Here is a 17596-nt window from a genome sequence, read left to right as displayed (position 1 = left end):
GACTGACCGAGGTGTTCTTGCGCCCAACATCGACCTGAAAACTCCAGTCGTACTCAGGTTCTGAACAACCCCCGATCTGCTCCCTTTCCCCCTCGCCCCTCTGGGGGAGAGGGCTGGGGTGAGGGGGATCAATCTCAAACACACCACAAAACTTTCAGACACAAAAAAGCCGACGCCTTCACGTCGGCTTTTTGTATTTCAGGCGCAATCAACCGCGCTTGTAGACGATTTCCTTGGTTCCGCCTTCGCAGGTACCGACGACGTCGCCGCCAGCCGCTGCGCCCTTATCGACAATCTCCAGCGAATACCCGGAAACGCCCTTGGCATCCAGCTTCGCCGCGATCTCGCTTTTCAGCTCTTCACATGGCTTACCGGCAGCAAACGCACCACCCGCAAGGCTCAACAAACCTACTGCCAACATGAACTTCTTCATCGGTCGCACTCCCTGGTCGGATTAAAAAAGGCGGGCATCGGGCGTTCACCCGATGCACTCACCCTGTAGCGCTTTGCCATTCCTATGGCACTCGGCCAGCGCGCAAGTTCAGAAGACTAGACCAAACTCAGCTGCTGGCAATGCGGAAGCCGACTTTCAGCGTCACCTGAAAGTGCGCAGCCTTGCCGTCCTTGATGTGGCCACGGGTGTCGACCACTTCAAACCACTCAAGATGCTTGATGCTCTTGTTGGCTTCGGCCAGCGCGTTGTTGATGGCGTCTTCGATGCTGCTGGCGGACGAACCGACCAGCTCGACTTTCTTGTACGTGTGATGGTCACTCATAACGATCTCCTTGGCGTGTGGAATTGAGACTAGCAGTGAATCTGCACTGTTGATTTCGGTGGCTTTGTGCAGGCGAAGTTCAGATTTTCTGCACTTTCTCAAACCGCTGAAGTCCCAACCAACACACGCCACTCATCACCAATGCAGGAGAGCCACCATGGCCAACACCTCTTTACGTAAAGCCTCGTTGCAAAGCATGGAAGCCGAGATCGAGAGTCTGCTCAAGTCGTTGGAAAGCCTGAAGGATGACGCTTCGGACGAGTCGCGCAAGACCCTCAAGGCGCTGAAAAGCAATGCTGAAAGCGCGCTGAAACACTCGCGCCATCTGCTCAGCGATGCCTATGAAGAAGTTAAAGTGAAAACCCGCGAGACCGGGATCGCCACCCGCGATTACGCGCAGGAACATCCGTGGACGACCGCTGGTGTTGCGGTCGGTGCAATCGGTCTGCTGGCCGCTTACTTGCTGTTCAAGCGCGGCGAGTGATCGCTCTGGCGCAGCTCGTTCTTGAGCCATTGCGCCAGTTGCCGGGCGCGCCCGTCTGCGGCGCGCTTGGGTAGCCACAACGCCAGTTGCGCCGGGGTTTCACCGAAGCCCCATGGCGCAACCAGGCGACCGGCCTTCAAATCTTCCGTCACCAGCGGCTCCGGTGCGATGGCCACGCCAAGGCCTGCCACTGCTGCTTCCAGCAAGTAATACAAATGCTCGAAACCTTGCCCCAGCTTCAACGCTTTTGCGTCGAGGTGGTTTTGCTGTGCCCAGCTTGGCCACGCTTGTGGGCGAGAAGTTGTGTGCAGCAGCGGTTCATTGAGCAGTGCCGAGGCTGGCGCGGTTTGCAAACGTTGATAGCCGCTGAACAGCGGACTCATCACCGGGCCGATGCGTTCTGCGGCGAGTTCGTAGACCTGCATGTCTGCCGGCCAAGGTGGCTCGGCGAATAACAGCAAGGCATCCAGTCCTGGACGACGGGGGTCAAGATCGCCTTCTCCCGCCGACAGGTGCAGGCGCAAGTCCGGCAGATCGGCATTCAACCGCCCCAAACGCGGAATAAACCAGCGCGCCAGTAAGCTCCCGGAGCAACCCAGTACAAACGGGGCGTCGGCGGTACTTTGCGTGAGTTCTGCGCAAACGCTGCGCAACCGATCAAAGGCCTCTGCACTGGCATCGCGTAAACGCATACCGGCATCTGTGAGTTTCAAGCCGCGGCCATCCTTGACGAACAGACTGACGCCGAGGTGTTCTTCAAGCACCTTGAGCTGGCGACTGACCGCTCCGTGGGTGACGTGCAGCTGTTCGGCAGCCTGACTGACGCTGTTCAGCCGGGCGGTCGCTTCGAACGCGCGCAGGGCGTTCAGCGGGGGAAGGTCATGGCTCATGGTATCTGTGAGTTTTCCTGACAGGTTGTGGCGATCTTATCGGTTTTCAGCTTGGAAGGTCAGGGGTAGAGTGGTCGTCATTGTCTTCCCACCCGAATTCACCTGGAGCGACTCATGACCCAGACTTCGAACACCTCTGATCTGCGTAACGGCCCTGACGCCAACGGCCTGTTCGGCTCGTTCGGTGGCCGTTACGTGGCGGAAACCCTGATGCCGTTGATCCTCGATCTGGCCCGCGAATACGAAGCGGCCAAGGAAGATCCGGCGTTCAAAGAAGAATTGGCCTACTTCCAGCGTGACTACGTCGGACGTCCGAGCCCACTGTATTTCGCCGAGCGCCTGACCGAGTTCTGCGGCGGCGCGAAGATTTATCTCAAGCGCGAAGAGCTGAACCACACCGGCGCGCACAAGATCAACAACTGCATCGGCCAGATCCTGCTGGCGCGACGCATGGGCAAGAAACGCATCATCGCCGAGACCGGCGCCGGCATGCACGGCGTGGCCACTGCCACTGTAGCGGCACGTTTCGGTCTCGATTGCGTGATCTACATGGGCACCACTGACATCGAACGTCAGCAGGCCAACGTCTTCCGCATGAAACTGCTGGGCGCTGAAGTGATTCCGGTGGTGGCCGGCACCGGCACCCTGAAAGACGCGATGAACGAAGCGCTGCGTGACTGGGTAACCAACGTCGACAGCACCTTCTACCTGATCGGCACAGTGGCTGGCCCGCACCCTTATCCGGCGATGGTTCGCGACTTCCAGGCCGTCATCGGCAAGGAAACCCGCGATCAGTTGCAAGCGCAGGAAGGTCGTCTGCCGGACAGCCTGGTGGCGTGCATCGGTGGCGGTTCCAACGCCATGGGCCTGTTCCACCCGTTCCTTGACGACAAGAGCGTTGAAATCATCGGTGTTGAAGCCGCCGGTTATGGCATCGAAACCGGCAAGCACGCGGCCAGCCTGAATGGCGGCGTTCCGGGTGTATTGCACGGTAACCGGACTTTCCTGCTGCAGGACGACGATGGCCAGATCATCGACGCCCACTCGATTTCCGCTGGCCTCGACTATCCGGGCATCGGCCCTGAGCACGCGTGGTTGCATGACATCGGTCGCGTTCAATACACCTCGGTGACCGACGACGAAGCCCTCGACGCGTTCCACAAATGCTGCCGCCTGGAAGGGATCATCCCTGCCCTGGAAAGCGCTCACGCCTTGGCTGAAGTGTTCAAACGTGCGCCGAAGCTGCCTAAGGATCACCTGATGGTGGTCAACCTGTCCGGCCGGGGCGACAAAGACATGCAGACCGTCATGCACCATATGGAACAGTCCAAGCAGGAGAAACACTGATGAGCCGCCTGCAAACGCGTTTTGCCGACCTCAAAGAACAGAACCGCGCCGCGCTGGTGACCTTCGTCACCGCCGGTGATCCGGACTACGACACTTCGCTGGCGATCCTTAAAGGCTTGCCGGGTGCTGGCGCCGACGTGATCGAGCTGGGCATGCCGTTCACCGACCCGATGGCCGACGGCCCGGCAATTCAACTGGCGAACATCCGTGCCTTGGGTGCCAAGCAGAACCTGCTGAAAACCCTGCAAATGGTTCGTGAATTCCGCGAAGGCAACAGCGACACGCCGCTGGTGCTGATGGGCTACTTCAACCCGATCCACATGTACGGCGTTGAGCGTTTCATCGCCGATGCGAAAGAGGCCGGCGTCGATGGCCTGATCGTCGTAGACATGCCGCCTGAGCACAATGCCGAGCTGTGCGACCCGGCGCAGGCTGCCGGTCTGGACTTTATCCGTCTGACCACGCCAACCACCGACGATGCGCGTCTGCCAAAGGTGCTCAACGGCAGCTCCGGGTTTGTGTACTACGTGTCGGTAGCCGGTGTGACCGGTGCCGGTGCTGCGACCCTGGAGCATGTTGAAGAGGCGGTCACTCGTCTGCGTCGTCATACCGATCTGCCGATCAGCATCGGTTTCGGCATCCGTACCCCGGAGCAAGCAGCGGCCATTGCGCGTCTGGCTGATGGTGTTGTGGTGGGCTCGGCGTTGATCGATCACATCGCCAATGCGACTACGCCGGCGCAAGCCGTCGACGGTGTACTGAGCTTGTGCTCGGCACTCTCCGAAGGCGTGCGTAAGGCCCGCGTCAGCTGAAGGTAAAGTTCCTGATACAGAGGAATTAGCGTCTCGCGACACAGACTAATCCAGCAAGACCGAGGGATTCAGAACCACGTTCTGAATCCCTTTTTGCTGTTTGTGCCGTGAGGAAAGACCCGATGAAAATGCCGAAACGTCTGATGGCCGGATTGGGCGTACTGATGATCAGTGCGACACCGCTGCTGGCCAGCGCCGATCCGCGCGACGATCACGACCACGGCGGCCCGCAGCAGGGCCAGTACGACAATCATGGTAATGACCATCGCGATGATCATCGTGGCCCGCAAAACGATCACCGTGGCGGTCCGCCGCCGCGCGATTTTGGCCCGGTGCGTCAGACCATTCGTGACAATCATGGCTACTTTGTACGCGGTGCACCGCCGCCTCCGGGGATTCATCTGGAACGTGGCCGGCCGTTGCCACACGGGTATTACGGTGAGCGTCTGGACGGTCGCGCGTTGGGTCGTTTGCCGGTGTATCCGGGTTACGAATGGCGTCGGGCGGGGGGCGATATCGTGCTGATCGCGGTGGGCACCGGGATCGTCTACGAAATTCTCGATGGCGTTTTGTATTGATCCGCAGGCAATAAAAAAACCGCAGCCAATGGCTGCGGTTTTTTTTCAGGGCAGCTCCAGTCCGCCGGAGGCCTTGTGCAATTTGCGCAAATGCGCGCCAATCTGCTTCACATTCTCCTCGCTGGCGGCAATCTCTGCGGCCCGCTTGGGCTCCAGCAACTTGCGCACTTCGGCGTCGAGATCGCCGGACAGTGCCAGCAGCTTCTTCTGCCGCTGGCTGCTCTCCGCTTCCAGTCGAGTGAACTCGGTCGGCTGCGGCAATCCGTAGCCCTTGGCGTCGAGCAGTTCTGCCGGACGGCTGAGGAACCCGCTATTGGCGAGGATTTCCTGCAAGGTCGCATTGGCCTTGTCCATGCCGCCGTTTTCCAGCTCACGCGCACCGAGGTAACGCTGCTTGACCTCGTCCTGAGCCAGCAGCAACTGTCGTCGATAACTGGCCTGCTCCAACAGCAGCAGGGCGGCGCTGGTACGCAAATCCGCGCGCTCGAACCACTCGCGGCGTTCCTCGGCTGTCAGCGAAAGCCATTCCTCAACAGTGTTCTGCTTGATCGGCAATTGCTTCTTCAACACATCGAACATCGCCTGATAGCGATCGCGGAACGAGTCGAAGCGGTAACCCAGACGCAGCGCTTCTTTTGGATCATCCAGCACACTGGTGTCCGCCAGACCACGGCCTTTCATCACTTCCAGCAAGCCGTTGGGCATGATGCTGTCCAGACCCACGAACTGTGTGTTGTTGCTGCCGCTGCGCAACAGCTTCAGGCCTTCCACCGCACAGTTGTTGGAGAGGAAGAAGTAGTTGCCGTCGTAGCTCCAGTGCATTTCGGCGGCGTGTTCGACCACGCCTTCGATCTCGTCGCGGGACAGGTTCAGCGGCACCGAAGCGAGGCTGCGCAGTTCGGTCTTGGTGTATTCGTCGATGACCTGCGCAAGCGGCAGCACGAACAGGCGCGACGGGTATTTGCCGACCAGTCCATCCCAGCTCGACAACTGCACATCGCCGACAAAGGCGCGGTAGGACAACACCAGGTGCTGGTCCAGATCGAGTCGGCAATCCGGCCCGCGCGGGCGGCCCGGTGCGCAGATCACCAGGCGCAACATGCTGTGGCCCCAGCGGCTGACCCAGTTCTGATTGGCCTCGGCCAGCAGATAGTCGACGGCATAGACCCGCTCGGGATCGACCTGCCCCAAGGGTTGCTTGGCGAAGTCGTTGCCGGCATTGAGGAAGGAGAAGGTCTTGCTGCAAGTGTCCTTGGCCGGCGGTGCCCAGCCGAAGTGTTGCTGGTAATAGCGGTACAGCGCCGGGCGGCGGCAGGCGTAGCTCGGGTCGAGGAGGAAATACTCCATGTTGACCGCGACGAACTCCTTGGGGCTGGAGATTTCGTACAGGTCCGGGCTGCGCGCGATCTGCCGGTTGTGTTGTTCGCGCTCACCGCGGCGGCCGACGTATTGCTGCCAACCGGCGAGGTCGAGCAGGCGCGGATCATCGCTGAGGGTGAAGCGACGGCCGTTCTGGCCGCGACACTCGTCGGGAATGCCGATCAGCCCGGCGCTGTTAAAGCGGCGCGTGCAGCGCTGAATCAGCGTGCGCTCGGCATTCGGCCATAAGCGGGCGCGGTCATAAATGTGGGTGATTTCATGCAGCACCGTGGCGAGCAGTTCCTGGCGCACAGTGCCGTGGGGGCGATTGGTTTTTTCTTTGGCTGCGCTGCCATCCGTGAGACCGGCGAGCAGTTTTCGATTCAGATCGAGCTCGGCCACCAGTGTGGCTTGGCCATAGGCGTTGGCGGGCATGTCGTCGGTCCAGCCGACATCGATGCGCCGATCCAGCCGCTCGATAAAGCTCGGCGGCAGTTTTTGCATCGCCTCATCGATCAGCGCCTGGCTGGCCTGTTGTTGGGCGGGGCTCAGACCGTCGGTCTTGAGCCGCAATTGCAGGCCGGCGTGGGCGCTGTTGCCAAGCAACAACAACGCCCCGGCCAGCAGCCAGGTGCCGAATGACCTCACAGCGCGAGGATGGCTTCGGCGAGAACCTGATCACTGGCGTCGCGCGCTTCCGGCACGCGAGTGCGCAGGGTATTGAGCGCCGCTTCCAGATGTGCGCCACGGATATCACCGTTAGTGGCGACGAAACTGGCAGCGTCGTCGTGGGCTTCGCGGATGATTTTCGAATCGCGAATCGACGTAGTGGTGTCGGAGGTGAAATCGATAGTGCGCTGGGAGGCACGAACGATGATGTTACTGGTGGCTACCAGGGTGTGCGCCTGGGCCACGTCGGCCAACAAAAACAGGCCAAGGGCGGCAGCAATCAGCGGGCTACGCATGGAACGACTCCGAAGGGGCAAGGATAACGGGGGGTACAGGATAACTATTGGACGAGAATTGCCTCTGCCAGTTCAAGGTCGCTGACATGAAGTTTCGGCCGGGTTTTGCGCAAGTAATGCAGCGCAGATTCCAGACGAGCGCCTCGCCATTCACCGTCACTGGCAACAAACGCGGCCGCGTCATCGTGAGCGGCGAGCAGCAGTTTACGGTCGAAAGGCGCGGAAGACACCATGCTGGTGGCGTAACCACTGACGACAGTGCCTTGGGTCGACGCATTGAAAGCATCAAAGGCATCGACGGACGTCGCCCAGCAGGCGGTAAACAATAAGGAAGGGATCAGCAGATTTGGAAGAAAGCGCATTGGACTCGGTAACTGTTGGCGAGCCCAAAGGCTAGCGCAATGCCCGGGCCAGAGCCAGCGCCGAAACATCGGGACACGACCGGCGTGTCCCGAACGGTGCCAGTCGCTTAGATCGTCAGGATGGCTTGAGCCAACTGCGCGTCGGTAGCTTGCAGCTGTGGCGCCTGATGACGGATGTGATCCAGCGCGCTTTCCAGTTTCACCCCACGGATTTCGCCCTCGCTGGCCACGAAGCTGGCAGCGTCGTCACGGGCGGCAAGAACGATTTTGTCGTCACGGAAGGACGAGGTGACGTCGGAAGTTGCGTCGGACGAAGACTTCAGTGCACCGACAACGGCGTCGGTGGTGACGATAAAGCTGGTGGCGCTGGCGTTGGCAGCCACGGCCAGCAGGGCGGCAGCGCTGAGCAGACGAAGACGGGACATGGTGTAACTCCTTTGGATAAACCGTAGAGAGAGGTGGCTCGGTATCTGAGGAGTCAGACGCCAGTGACACAACATTCGCCACGTTCTGTATGGATATTAGGCGCAGAACCCGTTACCTAACCAGCACTCAGACGAAAAACCTGTAGGAGCTGCCGAAGGCTGCGATCTTGGGTTTTTTGAAGATCAAAAGATCGCAGCCTTCGGCAGCTCTTACAGTTGTAATGGTCTGATTTCGAATTATGTGAACTGTACTGGTATGGATTTTTAAGAGCCCAAAACGACAAAACCCGTCGTGGTTTCCCACGACGGGTTTCGTTTTTTCAATTCGGGTTGCTGGCGGTGGGTCTAACGACCAGAGCCAGCGACGCTACTTAGCGCCAGAACGGCTTGCTCAGCTCTTCGTAGCGTTGTGCTTCGCTGATACCGGCGTCAGCCAGCAGACGCGAATCCAGACGAGCCAGTTGATGGCGGCTGGAGATGCGGCGCTGCCACAACATCAGGTTGGCGATAACGCGCAGAGGCAGGGAAGCCTGGGTGTTTACAGCTTTGTCTTCGAAGAACAGTTCGGAACTGAGTGTACGTTCCATGGTTGACATCCTTCCGCTTGTGGCGGGATCAGGTAGTGGTTTGACTGGTGCCCATGATCCTCTCGTTTGCCAAGTCTCTCTAGATACAGTTCAACTGTATTGTGAGTGACCAGTTAACTGTTTATAAGGGGTGTATGGGTCAAAATTGAGCAAACTGTACCTGTCCGCACTTAAGTGGTGCGTTTTTGCTCGATTCACTCGGAAAGGTAGGCATAGCCTGTAGGAAATGACCGGTACAGCAGTACAGTTTTTGTCAGGTGGGAGACTTGAGAAAGTCCGCCGATGCAAACTGTGTTTGCGTCGGCGGTTTATCTGTGTGAATCAGACCGCGAGCATGCGCCCGGTTTCTTCCAGGTTGATGTGCCAGCTCAACGCTTCCCGCAGGATGTGCGGGGTGTGGCCACCGATTGCGCAAGCCGCCGTGAAGTAATCATTCAGCGCCTGACGGAAATCCGGGTGTACACAGTTATCGATGATCACCCGCGCCCGCTCCCGTGGCGCCAGGCCCCGCAAATCGGCAAGACCCACTTCGGTCACCAGAATGTCAACGTCGTGCTCGGTGTGGTCAACGTGGCTGACTATCGGCACCACGCTGGAAATCGCGCCACCCTTGGCGATCGACTTGGTCACGAACACCGCCAGGTGCGCGTTGCGCGCGAAGTCGCCGGAACCGCCGATGCCGTTCATCATCCGCGTGCCGCAGACGTGGGTGGAGTTGACGTTGCCATAGATGTCGAACTCCAGCGCCGTGTTGATGCCGATGATGCCCAAGCGGCGCACCACCTCCGGGTGGTTGGAGATCTCCTGCGGCCGCAGTACCAGTTTGTCCTTGTACTTCTCCAGATTGCCGAACACGTCGCTGTTGCGCCGCTCCGACAGGGTGATCGAGCTGCCCGAAGCAAAGCTCAGCTTGCCGGCATCAATCAGGTCGAAGGTCGAATCCTGCAGCACTTCGGAGTACATGGTCAGGTCTTCGAACGGCGAATCGATCAGGCCGCACATCACCGCGTTGGCAATGTTGCCGATCCCGGCCTGCAACGGGCCGAGCTTGTTGGTCATGCGCCCGGCGTCGACTTCCTGCTTGAAGAAGGTAATCAGGTGATCGGCGATGGCGTTGGTGTCGACGTCTGGCGACGACACGGTGGACGGCGAATCGGCCTGCTGAGTGATAACGATGGCGACAATCTTCTCCGGCGGGATCGGAATCGCGGTGCTGCCGATGCGGTCGTCGACTTTTACCAGCGGGATCGGCGTGCGCGTCGGGCGGTAAGTCGGGATATAGATGTCGTGCAGGCCTTCGAGGTTGGCGTTGTGCGCCAGGTTGATCTCGACAATCACCTGTTTGGCGAAAATTGCGAAGCTCGCCGAGTTGCCCACCGAGGTGGTCGGCACGATGTGACCCTGTTCGGTGATGGCGACGGCTTCGATGACCGCGATGTCCGGCAGCTTCAGTTGCTGGTTGCGCAGTTGCTCGACGGTTTCCGACAGATGCTGGTCGATGAACATGACCTCGCCGGCGTTGATTGCCTTGCGCAGGGTGCTGTCGACCTGGAACGGCATGCGCCGCGAGAGTACGCCGGCTTCGGTCAGTTGCTTGTCGAGGTCGTTGCCGAGGCTGGCGCCGGTCATCAGGCTGATCTTCAGCGGCGTGATCTTGGCGCGCTCGGCCAGTGCGTGAGGAACAGCCTTGGCTTCGCCGGCGCGGGTGAAACCGCTCATGCCGACGGTCATGCCGTCTTCAATCAGAGCAGCTGCGTCTGCGGCGCTCATCACTTTATCCAACAACGAAGGCAGGCGAATACGGTCACGGTACATGGATTATTATCTCGGGCAACGAGTAGCAGGATGCGCAGTCTAGTGAATTTGACGGGCGCCTGTCCCGCTACCAAGGTCGCAAACGAGGCGTCTATTTAGCGGGTTTGAAGTAAAACACCGTTACCGGATCTGCAACAACGCGGCAAATTGTCCGACGTTTGCGCAAACAAAAACGCCCCGACGAGTCGGGGCGTTCGGTGCAGCAGCGATGGATTACTCGACCGCTTTGACCATGTCTTCGATGACCTTCTTCGCGTCGCCGAAAACCATCATGGTTTTGTCCAGATAGAACAGTTCGTTGTCCAGACCGGCATAGCCGCTGGCCATCGAGCGCTTGTTGACGATGATGGTCTTGGCCTTGAACGCTTCGAGAATCGGCATGCCGGCAATCGGCGATTTCGGATCGTTCTTCGCCGCCGGGTTGACCACGTCGTTCGCGCCGAGCACCAGCACCACGTCGGCCTGGCCGAACTCGGAGTTGATGTCTTCCATCTCGAACACCTGATCGTAAGGCACTTCGGCCTCGGCGAGCAGAACGTTCATGTGCCCTGGCATACGGCCGGCAACCGGGTGGATCGCATACTTCACGGTCACGCCACGGTGGGTCAGCTTCTCGGTCAGTTCTTTCAGTGCATGTTGCGCACGTGCTACCGCCAGACCGTAGCCCGGCACGATGATCACGGTGTCGGCGTTGGTCAGCAGGAAGGTCGCGTCGTCAGCCGAACCGGATTTCACCGGACGTGCTTCTTTCGCACCGGCCGGGCCAGCATCAGCCGTATTGCCGAAACCGCCAAGCAGCACATTAAAGAAGGAACGGTTCATCGCCTTGCACATGATGTACGAGAGGATCGCACCGCTCGAACCCACCAGTGAACCGGCAATGATCAGCATCGAGTTGTTCAGCGAGAAACCGATACCCGCCGCCGCCCAGCCCGAGTAGCTGTTGAGCATCGACACCACGACCGGCATGTCGGCGCCGCCGATCGGGATGATGATCAGCACACCCATCACGAACGCCAGCGCCAGCATCAGCGCGAACGCGGTGAGGTTGCCGGTGAACATGAAGGTCAGACCGAGCGCCAGCGTTGCCAGACCCAGCACTGCGTTGAGCTTGTGCTGCCCGGCGAACTGTACCGGTGCGCCCTGGAACAGACGGAACTTGTACTTGCCCGACAGCTTGCCGAACGCAATCACCGAACCGGAGAAGGTGATTGCACCGATCGCCGCACCAAGGAACAGCTCCAGACGGTTACCCGCAGGAATCGAGTCGCCCAGCTGTTTGACAATGCCCAGCGACTGCGGCTCAACAACAGCGGCAATTGCGATGAACACTGCTGCCAGACCGATCATGCTGTGCATGAAGGCGACCAGTTCCGGCATCTTGGTCATTTCAACGCGTTTGGCCATGATCGAACCGGCCGTACCGCCGACCAGCAGGCCAACGATCACGTAACCGATACCGGCCGTGGCCAGCTCAGCACCCAACTTATAGATGAGGCCGACGGTGGTCAGGATCGCCAAGGCCATGCCGAGCATGCCGAACAGGTTGCCGCGCCGTGAGGTGGTCGGGTGCGACAGGCCTTTGAGGGCCTGGATAAAGCAGATCGACGCGATCAGGTAGAGCGTCGTGACGAGATTCATGCTCATTACTTCGGCGCCTCTTCTTTTACTTTCGGGGCTTTCTTCTTGAACATCTCAAGCATGCGGCGGGTGACCAGGAAGCCACCGAACACGTTGACCGCCGCCAGTGCCACGGCGAGGGTGCCCATGGTTTTGCCCAGCGGCGTGACAGTCAGTGCAGCAGCGAGCATGGCGCCGACGATCACGATCGCCGAAATGGCGTTGGTTACCGCCATCAACGGCGTGTGCAGCGCAGGTGTGACGTTCCAGACCACGTGGTAACCGACATAAATCGCCAGCACGAAGATGATCAGGTTGTAGATACCGGGGGAGATAAGCTCTTCCATCGTCTGAATCCCTGCTTAGGCGTTTTTGCGGATGACTTGGCCGTCGCGGCACATCAGGCACGCGGCGACGATGTCGTCTTCGAGGTTGACGTCGAACTGGCCTTCTTTCGTGAAAACCAGCTTGAGGAAGTCCAGCAGGTTGCGTGCGTACAGTGCCGAAGCGTCTGCAGCGACTTCACCGGCCAGGTTGGTCGGGCCGCAAATGGTCACGCCATTTTCGACCACGACCTGATCAGCCACGGTCAGCGGGCAGTTGCCACCCTGAGCAGCGGCGAGGTCGATGACCACCGAGCCCGGTTTCATCTGCGCCACAGTCTCCGCGCTCAGCAGGGTCGGTGCCTTGCGGCCCGGAATCAGCGCGGTGGTGATGACGATGTCAGCCTGCTTGGCGCGCTCGTGCACAGCCTGCGCCTGACGCTGCATCCAGCTCGCTGGCATTGGCCGCGCGTAACCACCGACACCGACGGCGCATTCGCGCTCTTCATCGGTCTCGTAAGGCACGTCGACGAACTTCGCACCGAGGGATTCGATCTGCTCTTTTACCGCCGGACGCACGTCAGACGCTTCGATCACCGCACCCAGGCGTTTCGCCGTGGCAATCGCCTGCAACCCGGCCACGCCCGCGCCAAGAATCAGCACGCGCGCCGCTTTCACGGTGCCCGCAGCGGTCATCAACATCGGCATGAAGCGTGGGTAGTGGTGAGCGGCCAGCAACACAGCCTTATAGCCGGCAATGTTCGCCTGCGACGACAACACATCGAGACTCTGCGCGCGCGATGTGCGCGGCGCCGCTTCGAGGGCGAACGCGGTAATGCCGCACTCGGCCATCTTCGCAATGGTTTCGTTGTTGAACGGGTTGAGCATGCCGACCAGCACCGTACCGCGCTTGATCAGCGTCAGTTCGGCATCGCTCGGGGCGACCACCTTGAGAATCAGCTCGGCGCCAAACGCATCATTGGCGCTGCCAATGGTTGCGCCTGCCGCTTCATAGGCACTGTCGACCACACTGGCTTTTACGCCGGCGCCGGTTTGCACAGTGACCTTATGACCTTGGCTGATCAGCTTTTTAATGGTTTCCGGGGTTGCAGCAACCCGTGTTTCACCGGTCTGGGTTTCGAGAGGAACACCAATGTGCACGTCAAATCTCCTGCGTGATCTTATTGAGTAAACCCATGCACTACGGATGGTGCGACTGGGGCGGCCGATCAGCACGATCCCGCCAAATCAGGGCGGGGCGCGGCATTTTGCAGGCGAAGTTTATGCCCTTCAAGGGATTATGACGGGTGACGGAAAATTAACTACAAGTCATGCCGTGACCGAATGTCGCAGATGGCTAGCTGAATCCCTTGCAGGCCGTGCCTTGCAAGGATTCTGGCCGATTATGGAAAAATTTCTCATCGGTGACGTGAATAGGCAGCAATGCGTCGTCAATGAAGGCTCAAAGCCACGTCTTCAGGCGCTTGTGGGACGTCTGTACGACTTTCGGATACAGTCTGTGCAATTGCGACAAATACTTATATCTGTAGGGCTTTGAATTTCCTGACTACGGGGTTAGCTATCGCTGTGAGCCTTTACCCTTCTAGGCTGTAGCTCTGCGCTTGGGTTACCAGCCAGTCACGAAATGCCTTTAATGACGCTGATTCGACTTTTCGTTCGGGAATCATCAGGTAATAGGCCTTGATGCTTGAGAGTGCCTGGGGGTTGGCAATCACCAGGCGCTTCTCGGCTAACTCACGCTGAATCAGGAACGGTGGAATCAGCGCAATGCCCATGTCGTGCATGGCGGCCTGGGCAAGCATGGAGAATAGCTCGTAGCGCGGGCCTGTCATGTCCCGGGGGATATTCAGGTGTTGTGAGTTGAACCACTGACGCCAGGCATAGGGGCGGGTGGTCTGCTGCAACAACGGTAGCTCGGCGATTGCCTCGGCTGTCAGGTGCGTCTTGTTACCGAGTAGGGCGGGGCTGCACACCGGCATCGGATTTTCGCCCATCAGCCTGTGGGATTCGGTACCCGACCAGTCGGCATCGCCAAAGTAGATCGCCGCATCGAATTCGGTATCGGCAAACAGAAAGGGCCGGGTGCGGTTGGTCAGGTTGACCGTGACCTCCGGGTGCTTGAGTTGGAAATCCTTGAGACGTGGCAGTAGCCACTGTGTGCCGAAGGTCGGCACCACCGCGAGTTCGATCACATTGGTGCCTTGCTGACCCATCACTGAGAGGGTGTCGCGCTCAACCGCGTCGAGTTGCGTCGCAACTCGGCGGCTGTATGAAAGCCCCGCCTCGGTCAACTTCACCCCGCGTCGCGAGCGTCGGAACAGTTCCACGCCAAGGAACTCCTCAAGGCTGGCGATCTGTCGGCAAATGGCCCCTTGAGTGAGGGAAAGTTCTTCGGCAGCGCGGGTAAAACTCTCGTGGCGTGCGGCGGCCTCGAAGCTGATCAGGGCGGTGGTGCTGGGGATCTTCCTGCGCATGTACGTCAACCTCACTAATGCGCCGCATAAAAGGCATTTCACGACGTTTCGGAGTGAGAAATTAGCACAACAGAATGCGAAATCCTCGTTTGCCGCGACAGCGAACCGCGCCTAGGATCAATGCCACGTTAATTCAGCCGATTTGCGAGGACACAATCATGGGCGCTAAAGCTAGCTTCAACTGGATCGATCCCCTGCTGCTGGATCAACAGCTCACCGAAGAAGAGCGCATGATCCGCGACACCGCCGAGCAGTTCGCTCAGCAGAGCCTCGCACCGCGTGTCCTCGAAGCTTTCCGTCATGAGAAAACTGACCCGGCGATCTTCCGCGAAATGGGCGAAGTCGGCCTGCTGGGTGCGACCATCCCCGAGCAGTACGGAGGCAGCGGCCTCAACTATGTCAGCTATGGGCTGATTGCTCGCGAAGTGGAGCGTGTCGATTCTGGCTACCGCTCGATGATGAGTGTGCAGTCGTCGCTGGTAATGGTGCCGATCAACGAATTCGGTACCGAAGCGCAGAAACAGAAATACCTGCCGAAACTGGCTTCCGGTGAATGGATCGGCTGTTTCGGCCTGACCGAGCCAAACCATGGTTCCGACCCGGGCGCGATGATCACCCGTGCCCGCAAAGTCGAAGGCGGCTATAGCCTGACCGGCGCGAAGATGTGGATCACCAACAGCCCGATCGCTGATGTGTTTGTGGTCTGGGCTAAAGACGATGCTGGCGACATCCGTGGTTTCGTACTGGAGAAGGGCTGGAAAGGTCTGAGCGCTCCGGCGATTCACGGCAAGGTCGGTCTGCGTGCGTCAATCACCGGTGAGATCGTCATGGACAACGTGTTCGTGCCGGAAGAAAACATTTTCCCCGACGTGCGCGGCCTGAAAGGCCCGTTCACCTGTCTCAATTCTGCGCGTTATGGCATCTCCTGGGGCGCGCTGGGCGCTGCCGAGTTCTGCTGGCACACCGCTCGCCAGTACACGCTGGATCGTCAGCAGTTCGGTCGCCCATTGGCCGCTACTCAGCTGATCCAGAAGAAGCTGGCTGACATGCAGACCGAGATCACCCTGGCCCTGCAAGGCTGCCTGCGTCTGGGGCGCATGAAGGACGAAGGGACCGCTGCGGTCGAGATCACTTCGATCATGAAGCGCAACTCCTGCGGCAAGTCGCTGGACATCGCCCGCATGGCTCGTGACATGCTCGGTGGTAATGGCATCTCCGACGAGTTCGGCGTGGCCCGTCATCTGGTCAACCTGGAAGTGGTGAATACCTATGAAGGCACTCACGACGTTCACGCTCTGATCCTGGGGCGTGCACAAACCGGCTTGCAGGCGTTCTATTAATAGGAGAGCGACCATGGGCGCGCTGTCGCATCTGCGGGTACTGGATTTATCGCGCGTGTTGGCCGGGCCGTGGGCCGGGCAGATACTCGCCGACCTTGGCGCCGAGGTGATCAAGGTCGAGCGCCCTGGTAATGGTGACGACACTCGCGCCTGGGGACCGCCCTTCCTTAAGGACGCTTATGGCGAGAACACGTCAGAGGCGGCTTATTACCTGTCAGCCAACCGCAACAAGCAATCGGTGACCATCGACTTCACGCGTCCCGAGGGGCAGAAGCTGGTGCGCGATCTGGCGGCCAAGTCGGACATCCTTATCGAGAACTTCAAGGTCGGTGGGCTAGCGGCTTATGGGCTCGACTATGAATCGTTGAAGGCGATCAATCCGAATCTGATCTATTGCTCGATTACCGGATTCGGCCAAACCGGGCCGTATGCCAAGCGTGCCGGCTATGACTTCATGATTCAGGGGCTGGGCGGGCTGATGAGCCTGACCGGTCGTCCCGAGGGTGATGAAGGTGCCGGGCCGGTGAAGGTCGGTGTGGCGCTGACGGATATCCTGACGGGGCTTTATTCGACGGTCGCGATTCTGGCGGCGTTGGCTCATCGCGATCACGACGGTGGTGGTCAGCACATTGATATGGCGTTGCTGGATGTTCAGGTGGCTTGTCTGGCCAACCAGGCGATGAATTATTTGACCACGGGTAATGCGCCCAAGCGTCTGGGCAATGCGCATCCGAACATTGTGCCTTATCAGGACTTTCCTACGGCCGACGGTGATTTCATTCTTACCGTGGGCAATGACGGGCAGTTCCGCAAGTTTGCTGAGGTGGCAGGGCAACCGCAGTGGGCTGACGATCCGCGTTTTGCTACTAATAAGCTGCGTGTGGCTAATCGGGCGGTGTTGATTCCGCTGATTCGCCAGGCGACGGTATTCAAGACTACCGCCGAATGGGTGGCTCAACTGGAGCAGGCGGGCGTGCCGTGTGGGCCGATCAATGATCTGTCGCAGGTGTTTGAAGATCCACAGGTTAAGGCGCGTGGCCTGGCGATAGAGCTGCCGCACGCGTTGGCTGGAATGGTGCCGCAGGTGGCTAGCCCTATCCGCATGTCGCAGACGCCGGTGGAGTATCGCCGTGCGCCTCCTTTGTTAGGCGAGCATACGCTGGAGGTTTTGCAGGGTGTGTTGGGTTTGGGCGCAGGTGCGGTGGCGGAGTTGAAGTCGGCTGGGGTGCTCTGACGATCCCTTCTATATAGAAGGGATCGTGTTTTCTACCTATATATGGCTGTCTTTGGTCGCTTTTTAACCAATCTGCAAGTGTTTGAAAGAAAAGCGAAATTAACGGTTGACGGCAGATTTCAGATGTCTATAATTCGCCCCACTTCCGGCGCAGTCGAAACGGAAAACTCCTTGAGATTCAATG

Annotated in this window: 19 protein-coding genes; 6 read left to right on the top strand and 13 right to left on the bottom strand. The window is 59.2% G+C overall.

From position 1 onward, the window contains the following. Nucleotides 1-208 precede the first annotated feature (208 nt). Both PMI23_RS09335 and PMI23_RS09330 read right to left on the bottom strand, forming a co-directional pair. Nucleotides 209-433, bottom strand: a complete 225-nt coding sequence (locus PMI23_RS09335; RefSeq protein WP_007911690.1) for a DUF1161 domain-containing protein — start codon at nucleotides 431-433, stop codon at nucleotides 209-211. Nucleotides 434-560: 127 nt separating this feature from the next. Continuing rightward, nucleotides 561-776: a dodecin gene (locus tag PMI23_RS09330; protein ID WP_007911688.1), complete on the bottom strand. Its 216-nt coding sequence runs from the start codon at nucleotides 774-776 to the stop codon at nucleotides 561-563. 157 nt (nucleotides 777-933) lie between these two features. On the opposite strand from PMI23_RS09330, the gene PMI23_RS09325 reads away from it, so the two are divergent. Next, nucleotides 934-1260: a DUF883 family protein gene (locus PMI23_RS09325; RefSeq protein WP_007911686.1), complete on the top strand. Its 327-nt coding sequence runs from the start codon at nucleotides 934-936 to the stop codon at nucleotides 1258-1260. Here the strand turns inward: PMI23_RS09325 and PMI23_RS09320 are convergent. After that, complete coding sequence (locus tag PMI23_RS09320) at nucleotides 1233-2150, bottom strand: LysR family transcriptional regulator (RefSeq protein ID WP_007911684.1); 918 nt, start codon at nucleotides 2148-2150, stop codon at nucleotides 1233-1235. The two genes, PMI23_RS09325 and PMI23_RS09320, sit on opposite strands and share 28 nt — an antisense overlap. Before the next feature lie 114 nt (nucleotides 2151-2264). On the opposite strand from PMI23_RS09320, the gene trpB reads away from it, so the two are divergent. The 3 genes from trpB to PMI23_RS09305 all read left to right on the top strand — a co-directional run bounded on the left by trpB (nucleotide 2265) and on the right by PMI23_RS09305 (nucleotide 4887). Then, nucleotides 2265-3497, top strand: coding sequence for a tryptophan synthase subunit beta (gene trpB / locus PMI23_RS09315; protein ID WP_007911669.1), 1233 nt, complete (start codon nucleotides 2265-2267; stop codon nucleotides 3495-3497). Continuing rightward, complete coding sequence (gene trpA, locus PMI23_RS09310) at nucleotides 3497-4309, top strand: tryptophan synthase subunit alpha (RefSeq protein WP_007911667.1); 813 nt, start codon at nucleotides 3497-3499, stop codon at nucleotides 4307-4309. The genes trpB and trpA overlap by 1 nt, the downstream gene beginning before the upstream one ends. A 122-nt stretch (nucleotides 4310-4431) precedes the next feature. Then, a complete protein-coding gene (locus PMI23_RS09305) occupies nucleotides 4432-4887 on the top strand; it encodes an anti-virulence regulator CigR family protein (protein WP_007911666.1) in 456 nt (151 codons plus the stop codon). 45 nt (nucleotides 4888-4932) lie between these two features. Here PMI23_RS09305 and PMI23_RS09300 read toward each other — a convergent pair whose 3' ends face one another. The 10 genes from PMI23_RS09300 to PMI23_RS09255 form a co-directional block, all read right to left on the bottom strand. Next, a complete protein-coding gene (locus PMI23_RS09300; RefSeq protein WP_007911664.1) occupies nucleotides 4933-6894 on the bottom strand; it encodes a DUF7844 domain-containing protein in 1962 nt (653 codons plus the stop codon). After that, nucleotides 6891-7211, bottom strand: coding sequence for a DUF2388 domain-containing protein (locus PMI23_RS09295; RefSeq protein ID WP_007911662.1), 321 nt, complete (start codon nucleotides 7209-7211; stop codon nucleotides 6891-6893). The genes PMI23_RS09300 and PMI23_RS09295 overlap by 4 nt, the downstream gene beginning before the upstream one ends. A 44-nt stretch (nucleotides 7212-7255) precedes the next feature. Continuing rightward, entirely contained in the window at nucleotides 7256-7573 is a 318-nt protein-coding gene (locus tag PMI23_RS09290) for a DUF2388 domain-containing protein (protein ID WP_007911660.1), read from the bottom strand. Between the two features lie 107 nt (nucleotides 7574-7680). Beyond that, nucleotides 7681-7998, bottom strand: coding sequence for a DUF2388 domain-containing protein (locus PMI23_RS09285; protein ID WP_007911658.1), 318 nt, complete (start codon nucleotides 7996-7998; stop codon nucleotides 7681-7683). A 371-nt stretch (nucleotides 7999-8369) separates the two neighbouring features. Next, nucleotides 8370-8585 (bottom strand): DUF1127 domain-containing protein, encoded by a 216-nt coding sequence (locus PMI23_RS09280; RefSeq protein WP_007911656.1) that lies wholly within the window; start codon nucleotides 8583-8585, stop codon nucleotides 8370-8372. A gap of 321 nt (nucleotides 8586-8906) precedes the next feature. Continuing rightward, a complete protein-coding gene (locus tag PMI23_RS09275) occupies nucleotides 8907-10400 on the bottom strand; it encodes an acetyl-CoA hydrolase/transferase family protein (protein WP_007911653.1) in 1494 nt (497 codons plus the stop codon). 213 nt (nucleotides 10401-10613) lie between these two features. After that, nucleotides 10614-12047 (bottom strand): NAD(P)(+) transhydrogenase (Re/Si-specific) subunit beta, encoded by a 1434-nt coding sequence (locus PMI23_RS09270; protein WP_007911651.1) that lies wholly within the window; start codon nucleotides 12045-12047, stop codon nucleotides 10614-10616. Further along, the gene (locus tag PMI23_RS09265) at nucleotides 12047-12367 is read right to left on the bottom strand and encodes an NAD(P) transhydrogenase subunit alpha (RefSeq protein ID WP_003187417.1); all 321 of its coding nucleotides are present in this window, start codon (nucleotides 12365-12367) and stop codon (nucleotides 12047-12049) included. The genes PMI23_RS09270 and PMI23_RS09265 overlap by 1 nt, the downstream gene beginning before the upstream one ends. 15 nt (nucleotides 12368-12382) lie before the next feature. Then, on the bottom strand, nucleotides 12383-13504 hold the full coding sequence (locus PMI23_RS09260; protein WP_007911649.1) for a Re/Si-specific NAD(P)(+) transhydrogenase subunit alpha: 1122 nt from the start codon (nucleotides 13502-13504) through the stop codon (nucleotides 12383-12385). 434 nt (nucleotides 13505-13938) lie between these two features. Then, nucleotides 13939-14838 carry a LysR family transcriptional regulator gene (locus tag PMI23_RS09255; protein WP_007949773.1) on the bottom strand — a complete coding sequence of 300 codons (900 nt, stop codon included), beginning with the start codon at nucleotides 14836-14838 and terminating at the stop codon, nucleotides 13939-13941. Nucleotides 14839-14996: 158 nt separating this feature from the next. On the opposite strand from PMI23_RS09255, the gene PMI23_RS09250 reads away from it, so the two are divergent. Together PMI23_RS09250 and PMI23_RS09245 are read left to right on the top strand one after the other, a co-directional pair. Continuing rightward, a complete protein-coding gene (locus PMI23_RS09250; protein WP_007911645.1) occupies nucleotides 14997-16178 on the top strand; it encodes an acyl-CoA dehydrogenase in 1182 nt (393 codons plus the stop codon). 13 nt (nucleotides 16179-16191) lie between these two features. Further along, nucleotides 16192-17412, top strand: a complete 1221-nt coding sequence (locus tag PMI23_RS09245; RefSeq protein ID WP_007911642.1) for a CaiB/BaiF CoA transferase family protein — start codon at nucleotides 16192-16194, stop codon at nucleotides 17410-17412. Nucleotides 17413-17596 lie beyond the last annotated feature (184 nt).

It is taken from the genome of Pseudomonas sp. GM24, assembly GCF_000282235.1.
Lineage (GTDB): Bacteria > Pseudomonadota > Gammaproteobacteria > Pseudomonadales > Pseudomonadaceae > Aquipseudomonas.
Note: the sequence above shows the minus strand (reverse complement) of the source record. Positions and strands in the feature narration are given on the sequence as shown.

Excerpts from the sequence above, each read along its gene's own strand:
- PMI23_RS09335 (WP_007911690.1), bottom strand. The coding sequence starts at position 433 with ATGAAGAAGTTCATGTTGGCAGTAGGTTTGTTGAGCCTTGCGGGTGGT.
- PMI23_RS09330 (WP_007911688.1), bottom strand. The coding sequence starts at position 776 with ATGAGTGACCATCACACGTACAAGAAAGTCGAGCTGGTCGGTTCGTCC.
- PMI23_RS09325 (WP_007911686.1), top strand. The coding sequence starts at position 934 with ATGGCCAACACCTCTTTACGTAAAGCCTCGTTGCAAAGCATGGAAGCC.
- PMI23_RS09320 (WP_007911684.1), bottom strand. The coding sequence starts at position 2,150 with ATGAGCCATGACCTTCCCCCGCTGAACGCCCTGCGCGCGTTCGAAGCG.
- trpB (WP_007911669.1), top strand. The coding sequence starts at position 2,265 with ATGACCCAGACTTCGAACACCTCTGATCTGCGTAACGGCCCTGACGCC.
- trpA (WP_007911667.1), top strand. The coding sequence starts at position 3,497 with ATGAGCCGCCTGCAAACGCGTTTTGCCGACCTCAAAGAACAGAACCGC.
- PMI23_RS09305 (WP_007911666.1), top strand. The coding sequence starts at position 4,432 with ATGAAAATGCCGAAACGTCTGATGGCCGGATTGGGCGTACTGATGATC.
- PMI23_RS09295 (WP_007911662.1), bottom strand. The coding sequence starts at position 7,211 with ATGCGTAGCCCGCTGATTGCTGCCGCCCTTGGCCTGTTTTTGTTGGCC.
- PMI23_RS09290 (WP_007911660.1), bottom strand. The coding sequence starts at position 7,573 with ATGCGCTTTCTTCCAAATCTGCTGATCCCTTCCTTATTGTTTACCGCC.
- PMI23_RS09285 (WP_007911658.1), bottom strand. The coding sequence starts at position 7,998 with ATGTCCCGTCTTCGTCTGCTCAGCGCTGCCGCCCTGCTGGCCGTGGCT.
- PMI23_RS09280 (WP_007911656.1), bottom strand. The coding sequence starts at position 8,585 with ATGGAACGTACACTCAGTTCCGAACTGTTCTTCGAAGACAAAGCTGTA.
- PMI23_RS09275 (WP_007911653.1), bottom strand. The coding sequence starts at position 10,400 with ATGTACCGTGACCGTATTCGCCTGCCTTCGTTGTTGGATAAAGTGATG.
- PMI23_RS09270 (WP_007911651.1), bottom strand. The coding sequence starts at position 12,047 with ATGAGCATGAATCTCGTCACGACGCTCTACCTGATCGCGTCGATCTGC.
- PMI23_RS09265 (WP_003187417.1), bottom strand. The coding sequence starts at position 12,367 with ATGGAAGAGCTTATCTCCCCCGGTATCTACAACCTGATCATCTTCGTG.
- PMI23_RS09255 (WP_007949773.1), bottom strand. The coding sequence starts at position 14,838 with ATGCGCAGGAAGATCCCCAGCACCACCGCCCTGATCAGCTTCGAGGCC.
- PMI23_RS09250 (WP_007911645.1), top strand. The coding sequence starts at position 14,997 with ATGGGCGCTAAAGCTAGCTTCAACTGGATCGATCCCCTGCTGCTGGAT.
- PMI23_RS09245 (WP_007911642.1), top strand. The coding sequence starts at position 16,192 with ATGGGCGCGCTGTCGCATCTGCGGGTACTGGATTTATCGCGCGTGTTG.